Below are 20,806 nucleotides of genomic sequence, written 5' to 3' on the forward strand. Positions count from 1 at the left end.
TGCGCGGGCGGCAGGCGTTTCGACAAAGTAAAGGAGGAGGCGACCGCCGCAGGCGGGCGACGGGGGACATTTGTCGAAATGCCTGCCGCCCGCGCAGCGGCCCTACAGCTCGCAAAAATCCGGAACGGAGAAGCAAAAAAACCCCGGCAATGCCGGGGCTTTTTGTTCGCAAAGGCGCGGGCGCCTTATTTCTTCTTCGGCATGTACAGATCGGTGATCGTGCCGTCGTAGATTTCCGAGGCCATCGCCACCGATTCGCTCAGCGTCGGGTGCGCATGGATGGTGTGGCCGATGTCCTCGGCCTCTGCACCCATTTCGATGGCCAGGCCGATCTCGGCCAGCAGATCACCAGCATGCACGCCGACGATCGCACCACCGATGATGCGGTGGCTGTCCTCGTCGAAGATCAGCTTGGTGAAGCCCTCGGTGCGACCGATGCCGATCGCGCGGCCGCTGGCGGCCCACGGGAACTTCGCCACGCCGACCTTCAGGCCCTTGGCCTTGGCTTCGGTCTCGGTCACGCCAACCCAGGCGATTTCCGGGTTGGTATAGGCCACCGACGGAATCACGCGGGCCACCCATTCCTTCTTGTGGCCGGCAGCCACTTCGGCCGCCAGCTTGCCCTCGTGCGTGGCCTTGTGGGCCAGCATCGGGTTGCCGACGATGTCGCCGATGGCAAAGATGTGCGGCACGTTGGTGCGCATCTGCCGGTCGACCGGAATGAAGCCGCGGTCGGTGACCTGCACGCCGGCCTTGTCCGCGTCGATCTTCTTGCCGTTCGGCGAGCGGCCCACGGCCACCAGCACGCGGTCGAAGGTGCCCTGCGCCAATGCCGGCGCCTGCCCTTCCTCGGCGGCTTCGAAGGTCACGGTGATGCCCTTGGCGTCGGCGGTCACGCCGGAGGCCTTGGTCTTCAGATGGACCTCGATGCCCTGCTTCTTCAGGCGGTCGGCCAGCGGCTTGACCAGGTCCTTGTCGGCGCCCGGCATCAGCTGGTCCATGAACTCGACCACGGTCACCTTGCTGCCCAGCGCGCCATACACGGTGGCCATTTCCAGGCCGATGATGCCGCCACCCACGACCAGCAGCGAACCCGGCACTTCGGCCAGTTCCAGTGCGTCGGTGGAGTCCATCACGCGCTTGTCGTCCCACGGGAAGTTCGGCAGCTTCACCGCCTGCGAACCGGCGGCGATGATGCACTTCTGGAAGCGCAGCAGCTGGGTGCTGCCGTCTTCAGCCGTGATCAGCAGTTCGTTGGCCGACACGAATTTGCCCACGCCCTGCACGTTGCGGACCTTGCGCTGCTTGGCCATGCCGGCCAGGCCCTTGGTCAGCTGGTTGACGACCTTTTCCTTGTACTGGCGCAGCTTGTCCAGGGTGATGGTCGGCTTGCCGAACTCGACGCCGAAATCGCCGGCGTGGGCGACTTCGTCGATCACCGCAGCGGCATGCAGCAACGCCTTGGACGGAATGCAGCCCACGTTGAGGCAGACGCCGCCGAGGCTGGCATAGCGTTCAACCAGCACCGTATCCAGGCCGACGTCGGCGGCACGGAAGGCGGCGGTGTAGCCGCCCGGGCCCGAGCCCAGCACGACCATTTCGCATTCGATGTCGGCGGCCTTGCCACTGGCCAGCGCCGGCTTCGGCGCTGCAGGCTCGGCCGGGGCGCGGTGCGACGGGGTCACCGGCGGCTTGCTGGCCGGAGCGGCTGCAGCCGGGGCCGGCGCAGCGGCCTTGGCCGGCGCCTCAGCGGCGCCTTCGGACTCCAGCAGCACGACGACGGCGCCTTCGGACAGGGTGTCGCCCAGCTTGACCTTGATTTCCTTGACCACGCCAGCGGCCGAGGACGGCACTTCCAGGGTCGCCTTGTCCGACTCCAGGGTCACCAGACCCTGGTCTTTCTTCACCGTATCGCCAACGGCGACCAGCACTTCGATCACCGGTACATCGCTGTAATCGCCGATGTCGGGAACCTTTATTTCAATCGTGGCCATGGTGGGTTTTCCTCGTGCCCGACCGGCGTGGCCGGTGGGCTGTCACTGCGTTTCGACAGGCGGCCGCGCCAGGGGCAGCGGCCGCACGGTGGGGGCGAAGCGGTGCCTTACAGCAGCACGCGGCGCATGTCGGCCAGCACCTGCGAGAGGTACGTGGTGAAGCGTGCGGCCAGGGCGCCATCGATGACGCGGTGGTCGTAGCTCAGCGACAGCGGCAGCATCAGCTTCGGTGCGAACTCCTTGCCGTTCCAGACCGGCTGGATGGACGACTTGGAGACGCCGAGGATGGCCACTTCCGGTGCATTGACGATCGGGGTGAACGCGGTGCCGCCGATGCCGCCCAGCGAGCTGATCGAGAAGCAGCCGCCGCTCATGTCGGCCGGGCCCAGCTTGCCGTCGCGCGCCTTCTTGGCCAGCTCGCCGGTTTCCTGCGCGATCTGCACCACGCCCTTCTTGTCGACATCGCGGATGACCGGAACGACCAGGCCGTTCGGGGTATCGGCCGCGAAACCGATGTTGAAGTACTTCTTCAGGGTCAGGTTCTCGCCGCTTGCATCCAGCGAAGCGTTGAACTCCGGGAACTGCTTCAGCGCCGCAGCGCTGGCCTTGATCAGGAAGGCGAGCATGGTCAGCTTGATGCCGGCCTTCTCGTTCTCCTTGTTCAGCGCCACGCGCAGGCCTTCCAGGTCGGTGATGTCGGCCTGCTCGAACTGGGTGACGTGCGGGATCATCGCCCAGTTGCGGGCCAGGTTCGCACCGGAGATCTTCTTGATGCGCGACAGCGGCTGCACTTCAACGTCGCCGAACTTGCTGAAATCGACCTTCGGCCACGGCAGCAGGTTGAGGCCACCGCCGGCGGCCACGGTGCCACCGGCAGCCGCCGGGGCGCCACCGCTGAGCGCGGCCTTGACGAACTTCTGCACGTCGGCCTTGGTGATGCGGCCGCCCTTCTCGCTGCCGCTGACCTGCAGCAGGTCGACACCCAGCTCACGGGCGAACACGCGTACCACCGGCGATGCGTAGGGCACCTTGGCCGGCAGCACGCCATCGGCGTTGAACTGCACCGGCGGGCTGCTCGGCGCGCCGGCCGAGGGGGCGCTGGCGATCTCGCGGGCAGCCAGCTTGTCCGGCTGGGCCGGCACGGCGACCGGCTCGACCTTGGTGGCCGTCTCGGCGGCGGCCGGGGCAGCAGCGGCGGCAGCCGGGGCCGGGGCCGGGGCGGCAGCGCCTTCGGCTTCGATGATGGCGACCACATTGCCCTGCGACAGGTTGTCGCCGACCTTGACCTTGATTTCCTTGACCACGCCGGCGACCGACGACGGCACTTCCATGGTGGCCTTGTCGCTTTCCAGCGTGACCAGGCCCTGGTCCTTCTTCACCGTATCGCCCACGGCGACCAGCACTTCGATGACCGGAATACCGCTGTAGTCGCCGATATCCGGCACCAGCGCTTCAACCGCGCCGCCGCTGGCAGCGGGGGCGGCCGGAGCCGGAGCGGCAGCGGGAGCCGCCTGGGTGGCAGCGGCCGGAGCAGCGGCCTTGGCCGGCGCAGCGGCAGCAGCGGCCGGCTGGGCAGCCTCGCCGTCGGCCACTTCGATCAGCGCCACGACCTTGCCTTCGGACAGGCTGTCGCCCAGCTTGACCTTGATTTCCTTGACCACGCCGGCCACCGAGGACGGCACCTCCATGGTCGCTTTATCGCTTTCCAGCGTGACCAGGCCCTGGTCCTTCTTCACCGTATCGCCGACGGCAACAAGCACCTCGATTACCGGGATATCGCTGTAGTCACCGATATCGGGGACACGTGCTTCCTTGATTTCGGCCATGGGGAGAACTCCGGCAATCTGGTGTAGGGAAACGTCTATTGTGCGGCCAGCGGGGGCCTGCGCCAACCGTTACAGGTGTTTTCAGTACGCACGCAGCCGGGACACGCTGTTGCTCACGGCCTGTCGGCGCTTCCAGTCGGTAGCGTATTGTCCTGTCGATGTCCGCTTGATGTCGCCAGCGCGACGGCCACCGGCTGCCAGGCCTGGCGCAGGCGCGGCAACGACCATGCTGCATTGGCCGGACTGGTGGACGGCAGCGCCAGCACGGTTGGCGAGGCGGCCAGCTGCGGCTGCACCCAGCGCTGGAAGGCCTGCATCGCCGCGCCACCGTTGCAGCCGATCAGCTGCAGGTCAGGCAACGCGGCGATCAGTGCGGGAAGTGCATTGGCCACTTCCGTGCCACGGACGATGTCCGCATCCAGGCTGCCGCGCCGCTCGCAGCGGCCGATCACATCCCACAGGCCGACACCATTGGCTGCCAGCGCCTGCAGTCGCTGCGCATACGGCAACGACGGATCGAAGCCGCACAGATCGCCAAGCAAAGGCCAGAAACGATTGCGCGGGTGCGCGTAGTAATGCTGTGCCTGCAATGACGCGATACCGGGCATTGAACCCAGCAGCAACACCCGGCAATCCGCGTTCACCTGCGCAGGCAGGCCGATGCACAACGTTGCGGCGCTCACATCTTCTCCAACTGCATGAATATTCCGGAAGGGCAGAAACCGCATGAAAACAGGTATTTCGGGCTGTTCGCTGAACAATGCGAACTAATTTTTAACGCGCGTCGGATTCGATTCATGTTGGGGCGACTACGGTGTGCTCGCCCCGCAACCGGGGGCCCAAAACAAGAAACATTAGGAGATTCCCCCATGCGCTCCATCCGTATCCTGAGCCTCGCCCTGCTGACCTCCGCCGCGTTCGCACCGGCTGCCTTCGCGCAGGAAAGCAGCACCACCGACACCGCCTCGGGCAAGCATTTTGCCGTGGTTGGCGGCGTCTCGCTGCTGCAGCCGAAGAATGACCCGATCGACGGCATCAAGAAGGTCGATGGCGGCCCGGCACCGACCGTCAGCTTCAGCTACTACATCAACGACAACTGGGCCGTTGAACTGTGGGGCGCTGCAGACAAGTTCGACCACAAGGTGAAGGGCCCGGGCAATGCCCGCCTCGGCAGCGTCGAGCAGCAGCCGGTCGCACTGAGCGGCCAGTACCACTTCGGCCAGGCCGACAACGTGTTCCGTCCGTTCGTGGGCGTGGGCTACTTCCAGTCGGCTTTCAGCAATGAAACGCTGGCCGACGGCAGCGACTCCGACATCCGCCTGAAGGATGCCAAGGGCGTGATCGGCACCGTCGGTGTGGACATGAACATCAACTCGACCTGGTTCGCCCGTGCCGACGCCCGCTACATGCGCTCGCGTCCGGACGTGAAGGTCGGCGGCGAGAAGATCGGCGAAGCGAAGATGGATCCGTGGACCGTCGGCTTCGGCATCGGCGCCCGCTTCTAAGCGCTTCTGCGTCATTGTTGTACCGCGACGGGCCCTTCGGGGCCCGTCGTCGTTTCCGTCACCCGGGTTCCGCCTGTAGAGCCGAGCCCATGCTCGGCTACTTTTTTGTAGAGTCGAGCCCATGCTCGGCTGCTTTTTTGTAGAGTCGAGCCAAGCCCCCTATCCCGAGTCGAGCGGCGGGCTCCGCGCGCACTGCGATGCGTTACGTTCAATGGCGCCCACGGTCAATGGAGGCGCGGTTCGGCTCTACATAAACAAGATGCGGAGGCGCGATGGACGAGGTCGACCTGCTGGTGATCGGCGGTGGCATCAACGGTGCAGGCATCGCCCGTGATGCCAGTGGCCGTGGCCTGAAGGTACTGCTGTGCGAACAGCACGACCTGGCAGCGCACACTTCCAGCGCCAGCAGCAAGCTGATCCATGGCGGCCTGCGCTACCTGGAGCAGAGCGAGTTCGGCCTGGTGCGCAAAGCGCTGGGCGAGCGCGAAGTGGTGCGCCGGCAGGCGCCGTTCCTGGTGCGGCCGCTGTGCTTCGTGCTTCCGTGGCAACCGCACCTGCGTCCACGCTGGATGCTGCACCTGGGGCTCTGGCTGTACGACCACCTGGGCCGGCGCAGCCCCGCCTTCCCTGCATCGCGCAGCATGGATCTGCACGACGATCCGCTCGGCGCGCTGCTGTCGCCACAGCTGCGGCAGGCCTTCAGCTACGCCGATGCGCAGGTGGACGATGCGCGGCTGGTCGTCCTCAACGCGCTCGACGCTGCGCAACGGGGTGCACGCATCCTGACCGGCACGCGCTGCGTGGACCTGCGGCGCGAGCACGGGCGCTGGCGCGTTGTTCTGGAAGACACGTCCGGCGATCAGCAGACCGTGCAGGCACGGGCGGTGGCCAACGCCGCAGGCCCCTGGGCGGGCGGCCTGCTGGAGCGCATGCACGCCCGCAGCGGCAGACCTGCGCTGCGCCTGGTGCAGGGCAGCCACATCGTGCTGCACCGCCCCTGGCCCAACGACAGGGCCTGCCTGCTGCAGCAACCCGACGGCCGCGTGGTGTTCCTGCTGCCCTTCCACGACCATCTGCTGGTCGGCACCACCGACACCGACTATCGCGGTGACCCCGCACGCTGCAGTGTGCTGCCTTCGGAGGTGGACTACCTGTGCAGCGCTGCCAATGGCTACCTGCGCGATCCGATCGCAGCGGCCGAGGTGGTCTGGCAGTTTGCCGGCGTGCGCCCGTTGCTGGCCGACCCGGACCCGCGCGCGGCGAAACTGAGCCGTGACTACCGCCTGCAACTGGACGCCGACGGTGCGCCCGCGCTGCACGTGCTCGGCGGCAAGCTGACCACCTATCGGGTGCTGGCCGAGGAAGCACTGGATCTGTTGCGCCCCCATCTGCCGCACGCAGGCCCGGCCTGGACGGCGGCAGGCGACCCGTTGCCCGGCAGCGACTGGGGCGCTGCCGGGCAGGCCCGGCAGCACCTGCAGCAGCAGGCCCCCTGGCTGCCCGAGGCCCTACTGCGGCGCTGGGCAAGCGCCTATGGCAGCCGCAGCTTGGATCTGCTGCACGGCGCGCGCACCCTGTTCGATCTGGGCGAAGACTTTGGCGCAGGCCTGCACGCACGCGAGGTGGCGTTCCTGTGTGACCACGAGTGGGCCCGCAGCGCCGAGGATGTACTGTGGCGACGGAGCAAGCTGGGGCTGCAGATGGATGCGGCGCACGCGGCACGGCTGCAGGCGTGGATGGATTCACATTGCCGGTAGTGCCAGGCGCAGCCCGGCGCCGCCGATGCATTACGATTTCAACATCGCCACTGGAGACGCTGCATGACGCCCCGCTACGTGCTGGCCATCGACCAGGGAACCACCAGTTCGCGCGCGATCCTGTTCGATCGCGCCGGCGACACCGTCGGCAGTGCGCAGCGCGAGTTCGCCCAGCTGTTTCCACAGCCGGGCTGGGTCGAGCATGACCCGCGCGAGATCCTGACCAGCGTCTACGCCACGATCACCGAACTGCTCAGCCGCGAACAGATCGATCCCCGCCATATCGCGGCGCTGGGCATCACCAACCAGCGCGAAACCACTGTGGTCTGGGACCGCGCCAGCGGCCAGCCGATCCACAACGCCATCGTCTGGCAGTCGCGGCAGAGCCAGGCCATCTGCGAGCGGCTGAAGTCCGGCGGCCACGAGGCGCTGATCCGCGAGCGCACCGGCCTGCTGATCGACGCCTATTTCTCGGCCACCAAGATCCGCTGGATCCTCGATCACGTCGAAGGCGCGCAGCAACGCGCCGAGCGTGGCGAGCTGCTGTTCGGCACCATCGACAGCTGGCTGGTGTGGAATCTCAGCGGCGGCCAGGCGCACGTGACCGACTACAGCAATGCCGCGCGCACGCTGCTGTTCAACATCCATACCCTGGAATGGGACGATGACCTGCTGGCCCTGCTGGACATTCCGCGCGCGATGCTGCCGCAGGTGCGTGATTCCAGTTCGGTGTATGCGCACACTCGCCCGCAGTTCTTCTTCGACCACCCGATCCCGATTGCCGGCATCGCCGGCGACCAGCAGGCCGCGCTGTTCGGCCAGGCCTGCTTCCAGCCGGGCATGGTCAAGAACACCTATGGCACCGGCTGCTTCATGTTGATGCACACCGGCACGCAGGCCGTACGCTCGCGCAATGGCCTGCTGACCACCATTGCCTGGGGCCTGAACGGAAAGGTGGAATACGCGCTGGAAGGATCGATCTTCGTCGCCGGCTCGGTGGTGCAGTGGCTGCGCGATGGCCTGCGCATGATCGATCGTGCCGCCGACAGCCAGACCTTGGCCGCACAGGTGCCGGACAGCGCCGGGGTGTATCTGGTGCCGGCCTTTGTCGGCCTGGGTGCACCGTACTGGCGCAGCGACGTGCGCGGTGCGATGTTCGGCCTGACCCGTGGCACCCGCAAGGCCCACTTCGTGCGGGCGGCGCTGGAGGCGATGGCCTACCAGACCCGCGACGTACTGGACGCGATGCAGTCCGACGCGGGCATCTCGCTCAGTGAACTGCGCGCCGATGGCGGCGCGATCGGCAACGACTTCCTCGCCGGCTTCCAGGCCGACATCCTCGGCGTGCCGCTGCTGCGTCCGCGGCTGACCGAGACCACCGCGCTGGGGGCGGCCTACCTGGCGGGGCTGGCGGTCGGCTTCTGGGAAAGCCGCGAGCAGATCGCGGCACAGTGGGGGCTGGATCGCCGCTTCGAACCGCAGATGGCGGTGGCCCGGCGCGAGAAACTCTACGCAGGGTGGCAGCAGGCCGTGGCCGCCACCCTCGCCTTCCACGTCGATTGACATTGTAGAGCCGAGCCATGCTCGGCTGCCGTTGGTGGAATGCCGAAAACAGCAGAGCCGAGCGTGGACTCGGCTCTACAGGAAGGGCGGTGTCGACCCAGGTCGACACCCACCACAGGCATCGTCAGCGGATCAGCGCGGTCAGAACGCCGGCAGCACCGCGCCCTTGTACTTGGTCTCGATGAAGGTCTTCACCTGCGGGCTGGTCAGCGCCTTGGCCAGCTTCTGCACGCGGGCGTCGTCCTTGTTGTCCGGGCGGGCAACCAGGAAGTTCACGTACGGCGAGTCCTTGCTCTCGATCGCCAGCGCGTCCTTGGTCGGGTTCAGGCCGGCATCCAGCGCATAGTTGGTGTTGATCAGGGCCAGGTCGACCTGGTCGAGCACGCGCGGCAGCATCGCCGAATCCAGCTCGCGGAACTTCAGCTTCTTCGGGTTGGAGACGATGTCGCGCTGCGTGGCCAGCGCATTGGTCGGGTCCTTCAGCTCGATCACGCCGGCCTTGTGCAGCAGGATCAGCGCACGGCTGTTGTTGCTCGGGTCGTTGGGGATCACCACATCGGCCCCGTCACGCAGCTCGGCCAGCGACTTGATCTTGCGCGAGTACGCACCGAAGGGCTCGATGTGCACGCCCACCACCTTGGTCAGGTCGGTCTTGCGATCGCGGTTGTAGGCATCCAGGTACGGCTCGGTCTGGAAGTAGTTGGCATCCACCTGCTTCTGCACCAGCTGGTCGTTGGGCTGCACGTAGTCGTTGAACACGCGCACGTCCAGCTCCACGCCTTCCTGCTTGAGGATCGGCTTGACCACTTCCAGGATCTCGGCATGCGGCACAGCGGTGGCGGCCACCACCAGCTTCTGCGAAGGCTCGCCGGACTTGCCGCAGGCGGTCAGTGCCAGCGCAGCGGCGAACAGGGGCAGCAACAGGGTCTTCTTCATGGGCGCAATCGATCTCGGGGGGAGTTGTCAGGATTTTTCGTAGTTGGTCAGGGCCAGTTCCAGCAGTGCCTTGGCCTGCTCGCGCAGCATCATCGGCTCGACGATCTCGGCATCGGACCCGTAATGCAACACGTCCATCAACAGTTCGCGCGACACGCTGTAAGGCACTTTCAGTTCGTAGCGGCCGTCCGCGAGGAAGCGGCCCTGCTGCTTGGAGTGCCAGTGTTCGTCGGCCACCCAGCGCGCGGCCTTGGCGCTGAACAGGATGGTTGCCCAGCCTTTCGGCGCACCGGAGAAGATGCCGTAGCTGGCGCCCAGCTGCTCGTCCAGCTCGCTGTCGGCGACATCGCGGGCGGTGCTGTCGATCACCCGCGCCTTGTAGATGCGGTCCACCGCGAAGCTGCGCAGGGCCTCGCGATCATGGTCCCAGCCGTCCAGATACCAGTTGTCGCGGTAATGGGTCAGCCGCTGCGGCGATACCGTGCGCTTGGTCGCTTCGTCGGTCGAACGGGCGCGGTACTCAAAGCCCAGCTGCTTGCGTTCCAGCACCGCCGAAGCGACCGAACGGAAGCTGGCTTCATCGAACTTGCGGCCACGGTGCGGAATCACCCGGACCCGGTCCACCGGCCAGCTGGAAACACCGGCCTGGGCAGCCAGCAGGCTCTCGATGCGCTGCTGCAGCGGTGCCAGCACCGAAGACAGCACGCCGCCGCCGGTGCGGGCCAGCAGGTGCTGCGAGGCCAGCAGGGCGTGCAGCTCCTCCGAGCTCAGCCACAGGCCGGGCAACTCGAAGCGGTCGCTCTCGTCGGCCAGGTAGCGGAAGCCGGCCTCGCCATCGCCCTCGATCGGCGCCATCAGCGCATCGCGCAGGAACGCCAGGTCGCGGTAGACGGTGGCCCGGGAGCAACCGAGCTTGTCCTGCAGGGTCGCCACCGTCACCGGATAGCGTGCGGACTTGAGCAGACGATGCAGGGCGGTGATGCGTTCGTATCGGTCCATGCCCCCGATTATGTCCGAGTCTCGGGCGTTGTGGCGGACGATTGGGCTATCGTGGGCGCCCCCTGCCCCGTGGAGCGCCCGATGCGCCGGTTGTCTGTCCTGCCCCTGCTGGCCTGCCTGATGCTGGCCGCCTGCGACCGCGCACCGGCGCCCACCGAGGCGGCGACGCCCGTCCCCGCTGCCGATCCGGCACAGGCGGTGCTGTCTGCCAGCCAGCGGTTTGCGGCCCTGCGCAGCTTCCACGCCGAGCTGGAGGTGCTGGGTGCACAGCAACCGGTGCGCACCGCGATGGACTTCGTCGCCCCGGATCGCTTCCGGGTGCAGACCCCTGCCGGGCCGCAGGTGATCATCGGCGACACCATGTTCCTGCAGGCCGACGATGCGATCCGCCAGGTGCCGACCCCGCCGGGGCTGCTGGAACAATGGCGCAGCCCACTGCCGGCCGATATCCCCGCCCAGGCCCTGCAGGCCGAAGACCTGGGCGAGCAGACGCTGGATGGGGTCAGCACGCGCCACTACCGCCTGCGTGGCGCCACCGCCGGTGAACGCCTGGAGTACTGGGTGGATGCGCAGGGCCTGCCACGGCAGATCGTGCGCAGTGGCCACAACAACGGCAAACCCTTCCAGCTGCGGCTGCGGTACTCGCGCTTCAACGATCCTGCCCTGCAGGTCGACCTGCCCTGAATGGGCCCGGCCGACAACGTCTGCTGAAGCAGGCGGGACGGGCGATTCGGACGGTCATCACGCTTCCAGTATCATCACCGGCTGCCAACCGCTTCGGAGAAGCCTCGATGTCCCTGCGCGTGTCCCTGCTGGTCCCCTTGCTGCTCTGCGCCCCGCTGGCGTATGCGCAGGATGCCTCCGAACTGGCGGCGATGTCCTCGCCGTGGAGCGGCAGTGGTGGCGAACTCGGCTTCGCGTCGGCACGTGGCAACAGCAGCACCGAGAGCTTCAACGGCCGCCTGCGCCTGCGCTACACCGATGGCGACTGGGTGCACAGCATGGATCTGTTCGGCCTGCGCTCCAGCTCCAAGGTGACTGAAACCAGCGACGACGGCACCACCACCCGCCGCAACAACACTACCGCCAACCGCTACACCGGCAGTGCGGGCAGCGCGCTGCAGCTGGGCGAACATCGCCAGCTGACCGCCACGGTACGTACCGAGCGTGATGATTTCGCCACCTACGATCGCCAGAGCTCGTTCGGTCTGGGTTACGGCACCCGGCTGTGGAACACCGAGCGCTTCTCGTTCGACGCGCAGATCGGCCCCGGTGTGCGCCGCACCCACAGCACCGAGGACGACCGCACCCGCACCGGCCTGATCGGTCGTGGCCTGTTCGACCTGAAGTACTCGCTGACCGACAACACCGACCTGATCAACACCCTGCTGGTCGAATCCGGTTCGTACAACACCTTCGGCCAGAACGATTTCGGTGTCTCGGTGAGCATGAACGAGCACCTGGCGCTGAAGGCCGGCTGGCAGGCGCGTTACAACAGCGACGTCGCTGAGGACAAGCGCAAGACCGATACGCTGACCACGATGAACGTGGTCTACAAGTTCAAGTAAGCGAAACGGGCGCCAGGCGCCCGTTTTCTTTTCCGGTAGGCGCCCACCTTGGTGGGCACGATCCAGCGAACTCAGACGTTCAACAGCTCGCCGGCGCCCGCCTCCAGCAGCATCTTCGCCACGCGTTGGCCCAGCGCCTCCGGATCGCTGGCCGGGCCCACGGCGTCGGCACGCACCGCGCGGCCGTCACTGGCACTACCGACCAGGCCCTGCAGGTGCAGATCCTGCCCCTGCCACTGCGCGATCGCCGCCACCGGCACATGGCAGCTGCCGTGCAGCGCGCGGTTCATCGCCCGCTCCGCTTCCACACAGGCGCGCGTGGCGGCGTCATCCAGGCCTGCGAACAGCGCCATCAGCGCGGCGTTGCCGCCATCGCACTCCACCGCCACCGCGCCCTGTGCCGGCGCCGGCAGCCACTGCGGCGGCTGCAGGCGGGCGACGATGCGATTGCCCAGGCCCAACCGTTCCAGCCCGGCCACCGCCAGCACGATGGCGTCGTAGCCGCCGTTGTCGAGCTTGGCCAGTCGGGTGTTGACGTTGCCGCGCAGGTCCAGCAGTTCCAGGTCCGGGCGCAGCGCGCGCAGCTGGGCCTGGCGACGCAGTGACGAGGTACCGACGCGCGCACCGATCGGCAGCGCATCCAGCGACGCATACAGATTGGAGACAAAGCCGTCTGCCGGATCGTGACGGGTCAGCATCGCCGGCAGCGCGAACGGCGCATCCAGCTCCATCGGCACGTCTTTCAGCGAATGCACCGCGCAATCGGCCTCGCCCCGCAGCATGGCCAGTTCCAGTTCCTTGAGGAACAGGCCCTTGCCGCCGATGGCCGCCAGCGAGCGATCCAGCACTTCATCGCCGCGGGTGCTCATCGGCACCAGTTCCACGTGCAGATCGGGATGTGCCTGGCGCAGGCGGTCGGCGACGTGTTCGCTCTGCCAGAGGGCGAGCGGGCTCTTGCGGGTGGCGATGCGGACGGTTTCCATCCGGGCATTATCGCGCCTATCGGCAGGATACGGCCAACGGCGGAGCCCCTCGTGGCTGGGAGCAGCAGCTGGGCTTGGCCGGTCGGGGGGGCTGCGCAGGGGTAGCTGCAAGTACGTCCATGTAAGCTCGGTCGCCGCTTATTCGTGTGCGCTGTCCTGCGCACACGGCAAGACCGGGGTTGGGCGTCCGGCCCAACCCGCCCGAGGCATGCCTCGGGCCCATGCGGCTCACGCCCCTGCGCAGCCCACCCCTCCCGGCCTCTGACAGTTTCCGTGTGCGTCAGCCACGGAAGATCAAAAGAAAAAAGAAAAAAGCAGAAGCAACAGCCGACGGCTTCCGGGGTCAGATCCCTTTTCCGCAGGAAAAGGGATCTGACCCCTCTTTCCCGCCCGATAACAACAATGCCTTTGCCGTCCGTCAACGGGAAATTCGCGAGGGTGAGGCGAGATGGGCGGGCGGGACCGTTGGCGCCATGGATGGCGCCATCGAGCCCCCATGGATGGGTTTACGGCGTGTCCCGCCCGCCCATCCCGCCTCACCCAACACGCAACAGCACAGAGCCGACCAACCCGCTGTTGCTGTTGCTGTTGCTGTTGCTGTCGAAGCAGTCGCGGCCGCAGGCCGCGCGGAAAACCTACAGATGCCGCAATTCCTGCTTCAGCGTCGCCACGCAGCGCCGGCTCACTTCCAGCGGCTGCTTGCCATGCCGCAGCACCGCCTGCACCTGGCCACCACTGCCACGACGCAGTTCCACCAGCTCATGGCGCGCCACCAGGCAGTTGCGGTGGATGCGCACGAAGCGGCTGGCGAACTCTTCCTCCAGCGACTTCAACGATTCCTCGATCAGATCCTCGCCACGGGCGTGATGCACCACCACGTACTTTTCTTCGGCCTGCAGATAGTGGATGTCGTCCAGCGGAATCAATCGCAGGCTGCCACGCAGGCGGGCACACAGCATGCTGCGGGCCTGGCCGCCGGTGTGCTGGGGATGGCCGTCGCGGCCGGCCAGGAAGGTCCGGGCGCGTGCGATCGCCGCCGCCAGCCGCTCGGCGCGCACCGGCTTCATCAGGTAATCGATGGCCGCCGCCTCGAACGCCGACAGCGCGTGCGCATCGTAGGCGGTGCAGAACACCACCGCCGGCCGCGGCTCGAAACTGGCCAGATGGCGGGCCGCTTCCAGCCCGTCCAGACCGGGCATGGCGATATCCAGCAGGACCAGGTCCGGCTGCAGTTCGGCGCACGCGTGCAGGGCCTGCTCGCCGTTGCCGGCCTCGGCCACCACGTCCACGCCTTCCTGCGCGGCCAGCAGGCTGCGCAGGCGCTCGCGCGCCAGCGGTTCGTCATCGGCGATGACTACCCTCACGATCGTCCCCTCACTGGATCGGCACTGTCACCTGGCAGGCATAGTAGCCCTCGCTCCAGCCAGCCGTCATCCGCGCGGCGCGGCCGAAGCGCCAGGTCAGGCGGTGGCCGATGCTGTGCTGGGCATGGCCCGCCCCCTGCGCCAGGGCCAACCCGGGCACCTGCGGATCGGGCGCGGGATTGCGTACGCGGATCTGCAGTTCGCTGCCCACACAGGCCAGATGCAGCTCGATGGTGCCGCCTTCGGGCAGGCGCGAGATGCCATGCAGCACCGCGTTTTCCACCAGCGGCTGCAGCACCAGCCGCGGCATCGGCAGATCCCACGGCAGGGGTTCATCGCGCTGCCAGTGCACCCGCAGGCGATCGCCCAGACGCAGCGATTCGATCGACAGATAGCGCTCGGCCAGCTCGCACTCATCGCGCAGGGTCGAATCGCCCTCGCCCGCCCCCAGCGCGGCGCGGAACAGATCGGACAGGTCGAGCACGGCACGCTCGGCCACCGCCGGGTCGCGATGCAGCAGGCTGGCGATCAGGTTCATGCTGTTGAACAGGAAATGCGGGCGGATACGCGCCTGCAGGGCGTCGGCCTGCGCGCGGGCATTGGCCTGCACCTGCGCCGCCCAGCGGTCGCTGACATAGAAGTAGCGCAGCGCCAATGCGGTGATCAGTGCCGTGGTGGCCGCGCTGCCCAGGGTGAAGCGCCAGAAGCCGATGCCGCGCGCGAAGTTGTCGCCCAGCACGCCATACAGTGCATGGATGATGCCCGCGCACAGGATGGCGATCAGCGCGGCCAGGCCGACAGCTGCGACGGCACCCAGCAGTTCCGGCAGCTTCGACAGCGCCTGCCGCAGCAGGCACAGGCTGGCGGTCACTGCCAGCGCCAGCCACAGCGCGAAGCCGCTGGCCGATGCCAGTTCGCCCACGGTCCAGTGCCGGCTGCCATCGGGCGCCAATGCCAGCACCACCACCACCAGTTCGGCCAGGCCGAGCATGGCTGCCAACCGCGGCAAGCGGCACAGTTCCGGCATCCACGGGGTGGCAGCGCTCGCAGCCATGGCTCAGGCGACGCCCAGGCGTGCCTGCAGCCAGTCGCCCAACGCGTCGATTTCCTCGGCGCACACCTGGTGGGCCATCGGGTAGCTGTGCCACTGCACGTCCAGCCCAAGCGTGCGCAGCGTCTCGGCGCTGTGCGCGGCCACCGCCTGCGGGATCACCGGATCGCTGCTGCCGTGGGCCATGAACACCGGCACGTCCACTGCGCCATCGACGCGCGACGCGCTTTCGGCATCCGGCAGATAGGTCGACAGTGCGATCAGGCCGGCCAACGGTGCAGTGCGCGCCAGCGCGGCACTGAGGATCACCGCCCCGCCCTGCGAGAAGCCGGCCAGGAAGATGTGATCGGCGGCGACGCCGCGTTCGATCTCGCGGGCGATCAGGGCATCCAGCTGCACCACCGACTCCTGCACGCCGGTCATGTCGGCGCGCGAGCGGAAGTCCATGCCGACAATGTCGTACCAGCCGCGCATCGGCACGCCGTTGTTGATCGTGATCGGCCGCACCGGTGCGTGCGGGAACACGAAGCGCAGTGCCGGCCAGTGCGGGCGCACCAGTTCCGGCACGATCGGCGCGAAATCATGGCCGTCGGCACCGAGGCCGTGCAGCCAGATCACCGACCACTGCGGCGAGGCGCCGGTTTCCTGTTCCACCGTTTGCAGCATGTTGCGGCTCCTGTACGTTCGAGCCGCATTATGCCGCTGGCACGGTGCGATCAGTACAGCGGCGGTTGCTCGGCCGCTTCCCGGCGCAGCTGTGCGGCGCGCACCAGCACCGGCGGCGGGATGTTCTCTTCGGGGATGTCGAGCAGGCCGAGACGATGCAGGAAGGCACCCGGCCCGCGCAGCGAGGTCAGTGCCACCACCGGCACCGCCAGCACCATGCCGATCACCACCGGCGCCATCCAGGCCGCCAGCGACGGCGACACCGCCCACGCCAGCACGCCCATGAAGGCGCCGAACACGCCCAGGCCACCGTAGCCGCGCACCAGCGAAATCCACGAGATGCCACCGTCATCGCGCTGCTGGGCATCCCAGCCCGAGTCGCGGCCGGACAGGACTTCGGCCACGCCGCGCGACTGCACGTACATCACCACCGGCGCCATCAGCGCGGCCAGCACGGTTTCCACCAGCATCGACAGGAACGCCCGGATCGCGCCACCGCAGCCACGGCGTTCGACCGGGTCGAGCAGCATCGCGAAGTAACCCAGGACCTTGGGCATCAGCAGCACCGCCATGGTGGCGGCGAACAGGCGCACCACCTGTTCTTCATCCTGCGCGCGCCAGTACACGCTGGGCGACAGGTGCAGCAGGGCGTTGAAGTCGATGCCATCCTGGAACAGCGGGATGGCGATGCCGATCAGCATCAGCATCGCCCACATCGGGGCGGTGAAGTAATGGCCGATGCCGATCAGCATGTGCACGCGGCTGATCCAGTGCAGGCCACGGCTGCCCACCACCTTGCCGTGCTGCAGGTTGCCCTGGCACCAGCGGCGATCGCGCACCAGCAGGTCGGTCAGCGTCGGCGGGCCTTCCTCGTAGCTGCCGCCCAGGTAGGGCACCATGTGCGCGGCCCAGCCACCACGGCGCATCAGCGCGGCTTCCACGAAATCGTGGCTGAGCACGTGGCCGCCGAACGGCTTGCGCCCCGGCAGCTCCGGCAGGCCGGCGTGGTCGGCGAAGGCCCGGGTGCGGATGATCGCGTTGTGCCCCCAGTAATTGCTTTCGGCACCGTGCCACCAGGCCACGCCACGGGCGATCACCGGGCCGTACACGCGCCCGCCGAACTGCTGCATGCGCGAGAACAGGGTGCGGCCGCCGATGACCGATGGCAGGGTCTGGATCAGGCCGACGTCGGCGTTGTGCTCCATGCCGGCCACCAGGCGCACGATGCTGTCACCGGTCATCAGGCTGTCGGCATCCAGGATCAGCATCTGCGGGTAGGCACCGCCGAAGCGGCGTACCCAGTCGGCGATGTTGCCGGCCTTGCGCGCGCTGTTGTCACCACGGCGGCGATAGAACAGCCGCGCCTGGCCATCGGGCACCAGCTCGCGCAGCTCGGCGAACACCTGCTCTTCGGCACGCGCGATGTCCTCGCGGCGGGTATCACTCAGCACGAAGAAATCGAAACGCTGCAGCTGGCCGGTGGCCGCCACCGATTCGTAGATCGCGCGCAGGCCGGCCAGCAACCGGCGCGGGTCTTCGTTGTAGGTGGGCATCAGCAGCGCGGTGCGGCTGTGCACGGTCGGCAGCGGCTTGTCCGGATCGATGCCCAGGCGGTAGCCGCGGTCGAACACGGCCGTCAGGAAGCCGGCCACGGCACTGGCGAAGGACAGCGCGATCCACGCGAACAGGCCGACGAACAGCACCAGCAGGCAGGCCTCCAGCACGCTGATGCCATTGCCGGACAGCACCCGCCACATCATCCGGGTAGCCACGGCGGTCATCGCTGCAGTGCCGCCGAGGATGTAAAGGCGACGCAGCCCGATCATGCGCGGCGAGGTGCGATGGCGCCGGACTTTCAGCGCGCCTTCGCGCAGCGTCTGTTCGGGCATCACCAGTGGCGCTTCGGCGGGCAGCAGGGCCCAGCCCGCGTCGGGACCGGCCGTGACCGGTTCCGCGTCGATGGTTTCACTCCCCATGGCCGCCTACTCCCTGCAGGCCGCAGGACCGGCCGTCCCGGCCGGGCTGCATGCACCAAGGTTCCTGGCACGCATTCCCGGCGTCCGCACTTGTCCTGTCTGCCACGGCGTCACGCCGCGCAGTCGATGTCTGTCACTACCGGAACCCACACGATCTCCAACGGGGCGGAATCGAAAAATGCGGCTCAGTCTATGGCTCCGAATGTAAGCCGGGTGCGAAGGTCTACGCCGGGAAATCTCCCCATTCAGCAATCAGCAGGCGAACCGCGGCACGCAGCCCGGGAATGTCGATTCATCCCGGGAAGTACTGGATCGTAACAAACGAGAACGGTTATCATTCCGTTAACCAGGCAGGTCACCGCGCTCCGCGCACCGGACCCACCCAGCTGCGCCGGACCTACCGCGCGCCCGACGACCCAGGGAAGGGGTGGCTGCCTGCTGTCTGCGTGCGCCTGCTGCTTCCACCGGGTCTCTCCTCTCCCTTGGAAGCCGTCATGTCTCCTCTCCGTTCCGCGCGCCTGTCGCGCACCCGACTGGCCAGCGCCCTGGCCACCGCCTGCCTGCTGACCCTGCCTGCCCTCGCCGCCGCTGAAGCCAGCGCCGACGCCTCGACCAAGGAGCTGGATACCGTGGTGGTCACCGCTTCGGGCAACCAGCAGTGGATCAAGGATGCCCCGGCCAGCATCAGCGTGATCAGCCGCGAAGACATCGAGCGCCAGCCGGTGCACGACCTGGCCACCCTGCTCAGCCGCATTCCGGGCGTGACCGGTGGGCTCAGCGCCGCCGGTGAGCAGTCCAAGATCAAGCTGCGCGGAATGCCGTCCAACTACACGCTGGTGCTGGTGGACGGCAAGCGCATGGGCAGCTCGGCCTCGACCAACTACCGCCCCGACCTGGGCCGCCAGGACCTGAACTGGATTTCGCCCGATCAGATCGAGCGCATCGAAGTGGTGCGCGGTCCGATGTCCTCGCTGTATGGCTCGGACGCGATGGGCGGGGTGATCAACATCATCACCAAGCGCATCGGCGACAGCTGGAACGGCAGCGCCACCCACAGCTACACCCGGCCGCAGGATGGCGACCGTGGCGACACCCAGCAGATCGGCGCGACCTTCTCCGGCCCGCTGGGCGAGCGCTTCGGCCTGCGCATCGGTGCCAACAGCATGCGCCGCGATTCGGACCGCTCCAACGGCGGCGTGTATGGCAACGCCTACGCCGGCGAGAAGGACCGCAATGTCGACGCGCTGCTGCAGTGGAAGCTGAGCGAGGCACAGGAAGTGTCGCTGGAAGCGGGTCATGGCGTGCAGCAGGCCTTCATCGCCCAGGCGCTGGAAAAGCAGGACGAGGGTGCATGGGGTGCCAGTGAGCTCAAGCGCAGTTCGCTGGCGTTGAACCACGACGGCAAGTGGGATTTCGGTACCTCCAAGCTCAGCGCGTACTGGACCGAGTACAAGAACGATATCGGCGCTACCGGTCGCTCCGAGGCAACCGATACGATCATCGAAGGCAGCCTGAGCACGCCCTTCACCCTGGGCGTGGACCACCAGTTCGCGGTGGGCGGCCAATGGAAGCGCCAGGAGCTGACCAACACCGACACCATCGGCCAGGCACCGATCGACTACGCCGGCAAACCGGTGGTCGGTTCCACCCTGGAAGTGGATACCTGGGCGCTGTTCGTCGAAGACGAGCTGAAGCTGCACCGCACCCTGGCCCTGACCCTGGGCGCGCGCCTGGACCACCATGAGCAGTTCGGCAGCCATATCAGTCCGCGCGCCTACCTGGTCTGGCACCCGAGCGAGCAGTGGACAATCCGTGGCGGCGTCTCCAAGGGCTTCCGCGCGCCGAGCCTGACCGAGAATTCGCCCAGCGCGGCGACCCAGTCCGGCGGCCGCGGCTGCACCTCGCTGTACCCGCTGGGCTACGTGCGTGGCGGCTGCTACATGGCCGGCAACCCCGACCTGGACCCGGAAACCAGCACCAACCGCGAGATCGGCGTCAGCTTCGACAACGATCTGGTCGACGCCGGCCTGACCTACTTCCATACCGACTTCAGGAACAAGATCGAATACGAAGCGCTGGGCTTCTTCAACGGTTACTGGTGGACGCGCATGAGCAACGTGCAGCGCGCGCGCACCAGCGGCATGGAAGGCAACCTCAACTTCCGCTTCGGCGATCACTGGCGCTGGCGCACCTCGGCGACCTGGATGAAGGAAGCCAAGAACCTGACCACCGGCCGCAACCTGATCGACACCCCGGAGTTCTCAGGCTATTCGTCGTTGGACTGGACGCCGAACACGGTGTTCTCCAGCAGCCTGTCGGCGCAGTACACCGGCAAGCAGACCGGCGTGGTCAATACCTTCCTGAAGGCCTACACGCTGTATGACCTGACCGCTGCCTGGAACGTCAACGAGGTGCTGACCCTGCGCGGCGGCGTCAGCAACCTGGCCGACAAGAAGCTGTACGCCGACGGCGCCACCGACTACTTCGTGGCGGGCCGCAGCTACTTCCTCAGCATGACCGCGCGCTTCTGATGCGCACTGTGATCGCGCTGGCAACAGGCCAGCGCGATCGCGGCTGGTTTCCCAGGCTCAGTCGTTTTCCAGCACCGCCGGCGCAGG

The 20,806-nt window shown here is 67.3% G+C and carries 17 protein-coding genes; 7 read left to right on the plus strand and 10 right to left on the minus strand.

The genetic code is table 11. The annotated features are described in order from the left end of the window. On the plus strand, positions 1–231 hold a 231-nt coding region (locus tag ACFX4F_RS19380), incomplete at its 5' end, for a hypothetical protein (protein WP_380657927.1). Here ACFX4F_RS19380 and lpdA read toward each other — a convergent pair. The 3 genes from lpdA to ACFX4F_RS19395 form a co-directional block, all read right to left on the minus strand. Further along, complete coding sequence (lpdA, locus tag ACFX4F_RS19385; protein WP_380657929.1) at positions 186–1,994, minus strand: dihydrolipoyl dehydrogenase; 1,809 nt, start codon at positions 1,992–1,994, stop codon at positions 186–188. The two genes, ACFX4F_RS19380 and lpdA, sit on opposite strands and share 46 nt — an antisense overlap. A 107-nt stretch (positions 1,995–2,101) precedes the next feature. After that, positions 2,102–3,820 (minus strand): dihydrolipoyllysine-residue acetyltransferase, encoded by a 1,719-nt coding sequence (gene aceF, locus ACFX4F_RS19390; protein ID WP_380657931.1) that lies wholly within the window; start codon positions 3,818–3,820, stop codon positions 2,102–2,104. 113 nt (positions 3,821–3,933) lie between these two features. Then, positions 3,934–4,503 (minus strand): DNA-deoxyinosine glycosylase, encoded by a 570-nt coding sequence (locus ACFX4F_RS19395; protein WP_380657933.1) that lies wholly within the window; start codon positions 4,501–4,503, stop codon positions 3,934–3,936. A 186-nt stretch (positions 4,504–4,689) separates the two neighbouring features. Between ACFX4F_RS19395 and ACFX4F_RS19400 the strand changes: the two genes are divergently transcribed. The 3 genes from ACFX4F_RS19400 (at position 4,690) to glpK (ending at position 8,645) form a co-directional block, all read left to right on the plus strand. Beyond that, positions 4,690–5,325, plus strand: a complete 636-nt coding sequence (locus ACFX4F_RS19400; RefSeq protein WP_380657935.1) for an OmpW family protein — start codon at positions 4,690–4,692, stop codon at positions 5,323–5,325. A gap of 272 nt (positions 5,326–5,597) precedes the next feature. Next, on the plus strand, positions 5,598–7,082 hold the full coding sequence (glpD, locus tag ACFX4F_RS19405; protein ID WP_099820572.1) for a glycerol-3-phosphate dehydrogenase: 1,485 nt from the start codon (positions 5,598–5,600) through the stop codon (positions 7,080–7,082). Positions 7,083–7,145: 63 nt separating this feature from the next. Continuing rightward, positions 7,146–8,645: a glycerol kinase GlpK gene (glpK, locus tag ACFX4F_RS19410; RefSeq protein ID WP_099820571.1), complete on the plus strand. Its 1,500-nt coding sequence runs from the start codon at positions 7,146–7,148 to the stop codon at positions 8,643–8,645. A gap of 141 nt (positions 8,646–8,786) precedes the next feature. Here glpK and ACFX4F_RS19415 read toward each other — a convergent pair whose 3' ends face one another. Together ACFX4F_RS19415 and ACFX4F_RS19420 are read right to left on the minus strand one after the other, a co-directional pair. Then, positions 8,787–9,581 carry a MetQ/NlpA family ABC transporter substrate-binding protein gene (locus tag ACFX4F_RS19415; RefSeq protein ID WP_099820570.1) on the minus strand — a complete coding sequence of 265 codons (795 nt, stop codon included), beginning with the start codon at positions 9,579–9,581 and terminating at the stop codon, positions 8,787–8,789. Positions 9,582–9,608: 27 nt separating this feature from the next. Continuing rightward, positions 9,609–10,580, minus strand: coding sequence for a YafY family protein (locus ACFX4F_RS19420; protein WP_025877388.1), 972 nt, complete (start codon positions 10,578–10,580; stop codon positions 9,609–9,611). Between the two features lie 81 nt (positions 10,581–10,661). Between ACFX4F_RS19420 and ACFX4F_RS19425 the strand changes: the two genes are divergently transcribed. Both ACFX4F_RS19425 and ACFX4F_RS19430 read left to right on the plus strand, forming a co-directional pair. Next, positions 10,662–11,264 (plus strand): hypothetical protein, encoded by a 603-nt coding sequence (locus ACFX4F_RS19425; protein WP_099820569.1) that lies wholly within the window; start codon positions 10,662–10,664, stop codon positions 11,262–11,264. 107 nt (positions 11,265–11,371) lie between these two features. Next, positions 11,372–12,148 (plus strand): YdiY family protein, encoded by a 777-nt coding sequence (locus ACFX4F_RS19430; RefSeq protein WP_025877391.1) that lies wholly within the window; start codon positions 11,372–11,374, stop codon positions 12,146–12,148. 71 nt (positions 12,149–12,219) lie between these two features. On the opposite strand, the gene hemC is transcribed toward ACFX4F_RS19430, so the two are convergent. The 5 genes from hemC to mdoH form a co-directional block, all read right to left on the minus strand. Next, positions 12,220–13,131, minus strand: coding sequence for a hydroxymethylbilane synthase (gene hemC, locus ACFX4F_RS19435; protein WP_099820568.1), 912 nt, complete (start codon positions 13,129–13,131; stop codon positions 12,220–12,222). A 635-nt stretch (positions 13,132–13,766) separates the two neighbouring features. Further along, positions 13,767–14,495 (minus strand): LytTR family DNA-binding domain-containing protein, encoded by a 729-nt coding sequence (locus ACFX4F_RS19440; protein ID WP_099820567.1) that lies wholly within the window; start codon positions 14,493–14,495, stop codon positions 13,767–13,769. Positions 14,496–14,505: 10 nt separating this feature from the next. Further along, positions 14,506–15,522: a sensor histidine kinase gene (locus tag ACFX4F_RS19445; protein WP_099820637.1), complete on the minus strand. Its 1,017-nt coding sequence runs from the start codon at positions 15,520–15,522 to the stop codon at positions 14,506–14,508. Positions 15,523–15,552: 30 nt separating this feature from the next. Continuing rightward, positions 15,553–16,212, minus strand: a complete 660-nt coding sequence (locus ACFX4F_RS19450; RefSeq protein ID WP_099820566.1) for an alpha/beta hydrolase — start codon at positions 16,210–16,212, stop codon at positions 15,553–15,555. A gap of 50 nt (positions 16,213–16,262) precedes the next feature. Next, a complete protein-coding gene (gene mdoH / locus ACFX4F_RS19455) occupies positions 16,263–18,188 on the minus strand; it encodes a glucans biosynthesis glucosyltransferase MdoH (RefSeq protein WP_099820565.1) in 1,926 nt (641 codons plus the stop codon). A gap of 494 nt (positions 18,189–18,682) precedes the next feature. Here mdoH and ACFX4F_RS19460 point away from each other — a divergent pair, with 494 nt between their 5' ends. Continuing rightward, entirely contained in the window at positions 18,683–20,719 is a 2,037-nt protein-coding gene (locus ACFX4F_RS19460) for a TonB-dependent receptor domain-containing protein (protein WP_380657940.1), read from the plus strand. Positions 20,720–20,806: the final 87 nt, after the last annotated feature.

It is taken from the genome of Stenotrophomonas sp. YIM B13575, assembly GCF_042787595.1.
Taxonomy (GTDB): domain Bacteria; phylum Pseudomonadota; class Gammaproteobacteria; order Xanthomonadales; family Xanthomonadaceae; genus Stenotrophomonas; species Stenotrophomonas lactitubi_B.

What these genes read in the sequence shown, in the direction of transcription:
- ACFX4F_RS19460 (WP_380657940.1), top strand. Translation starts at nt 18,683, where the DNA reads ATGTCTCCTCTCCGTTCCGCGCGCCTGTCGCGCACCCGACTGGCCAGC.
- glpK (WP_099820571.1), top strand. Translation starts at nt 7,146, where the DNA reads ATGACGCCCCGCTACGTGCTGGCCATCGACCAGGGAACCACCAGTTCG.
- ACFX4F_RS19415 (WP_099820570.1), bottom strand. Translation starts at nt 9,581, where the DNA reads ATGAAGAAGACCCTGTTGCTGCCCCTGTTCGCCGCTGCGCTGGCACTG.
- ACFX4F_RS19430 (WP_025877391.1), top strand. Translation starts at nt 11,372, where the DNA reads ATGTCCCTGCGCGTGTCCCTGCTGGTCCCCTTGCTGCTCTGCGCCCCG.
- ACFX4F_RS19445 (WP_099820637.1), bottom strand. Translation starts at nt 15,522, where the DNA reads ATGCCGGAACTGTGCCGCTTGCCGCGGTTGGCAGCCATGCTCGGCCTG.
- hemC (WP_099820568.1), bottom strand. Translation starts at nt 13,131, where the DNA reads ATGGAAACCGTCCGCATCGCCACCCGCAAGAGCCCGCTCGCCCTCTGG.
- lpdA (WP_380657929.1), bottom strand. Translation starts at nt 1,994, where the DNA reads ATGGCCACGATTGAAATAAAGGTTCCCGACATCGGCGATTACAGCGAT.
- ACFX4F_RS19400 (WP_380657935.1), top strand. Translation starts at nt 4,690, where the DNA reads ATGCGCTCCATCCGTATCCTGAGCCTCGCCCTGCTGACCTCCGCCGCG.
- aceF (WP_380657931.1), bottom strand. Translation starts at nt 3,820, where the DNA reads ATGGCCGAAATCAAGGAAGCACGTGTCCCCGATATCGGTGACTACAGC.
- ACFX4F_RS19450 (WP_099820566.1), bottom strand. Translation starts at nt 16,212, where the DNA reads ATGCTGCAAACGGTGGAACAGGAAACCGGCGCCTCGCCGCAGTGGTCG.
- ACFX4F_RS19420 (WP_025877388.1), bottom strand. Translation starts at nt 10,580, where the DNA reads ATGGACCGATACGAACGCATCACCGCCCTGCATCGTCTGCTCAAGTCC.
- ACFX4F_RS19425 (WP_099820569.1), top strand. Translation starts at nt 10,662, where the DNA reads ATGCGCCGGTTGTCTGTCCTGCCCCTGCTGGCCTGCCTGATGCTGGCC.
- mdoH (WP_099820565.1), bottom strand. Translation starts at nt 18,188, where the DNA reads ATGGGGAGTGAAACCATCGACGCGGAACCGGTCACGGCCGGTCCCGAC.
- glpD (WP_099820572.1), top strand. Translation starts at nt 5,598, where the DNA reads ATGGACGAGGTCGACCTGCTGGTGATCGGCGGTGGCATCAACGGTGCA.